The sequence below is a fragment of the Silvimonas sp. JCM 19000 genome, assembly GCF_054652575.1.
The window spans coordinates 1-385 of record NZ_BAAIHC010000073.1 but is presented as its reverse complement, the minus strand read 5'-3'; the positions used below and the strand labels follow the sequence as shown (position 1 = coordinate 385).

1 protein-coding gene is annotated in these 385 nt (G+C 59.0%); it reads left to right on the top strand.

What is annotated here, in order from left to right; genetic code table 11:
- The coding region (locus tag ACYQ1A_RS21815) for an EF-Tu C-terminal domain-related protein (protein WP_499365824.1) at window positions 1-384 on the top strand (384 nt) is incomplete at its 5' end.
- Between the last annotated feature and the right edge of the window lies 1 nt (window position 385).

Sequence of the window (385 nt, the reverse complement as noted above, 5' to 3'; positions counted from 1 at the left end):
CAAGGTCAAGCTGGCGACAACATCGGCGCGCTGCTGCGCGGTACCAAGCGTGAAGAAGTTCAGCGCGGTCAGGTTCTGGCCAAGCCGGGCTCGATCACCCCGCATACCGACTTCACCGCTGAGATCTACGTGTTGTCGAAAGACGAAGGTGGTCGTCACACCCCGTTCTTCAGCAACTACCGTCCGCAGTTCTACTTCCGTACCACCGACGTGACTGGCGCGATCAGCCTGCCGGAAGGTACTGAAATGGTCATGCCGGGCGACAACGTAACCATCACTGTTGCCCTGATCGCTCCGATCGCCATGGAACAAGGTCTGCGCTTCGCTATCCGCGAAGGTGGCCGTACCGTTGGCGCCGGCGTTGTTGCCAAGATTGTGAAATAAG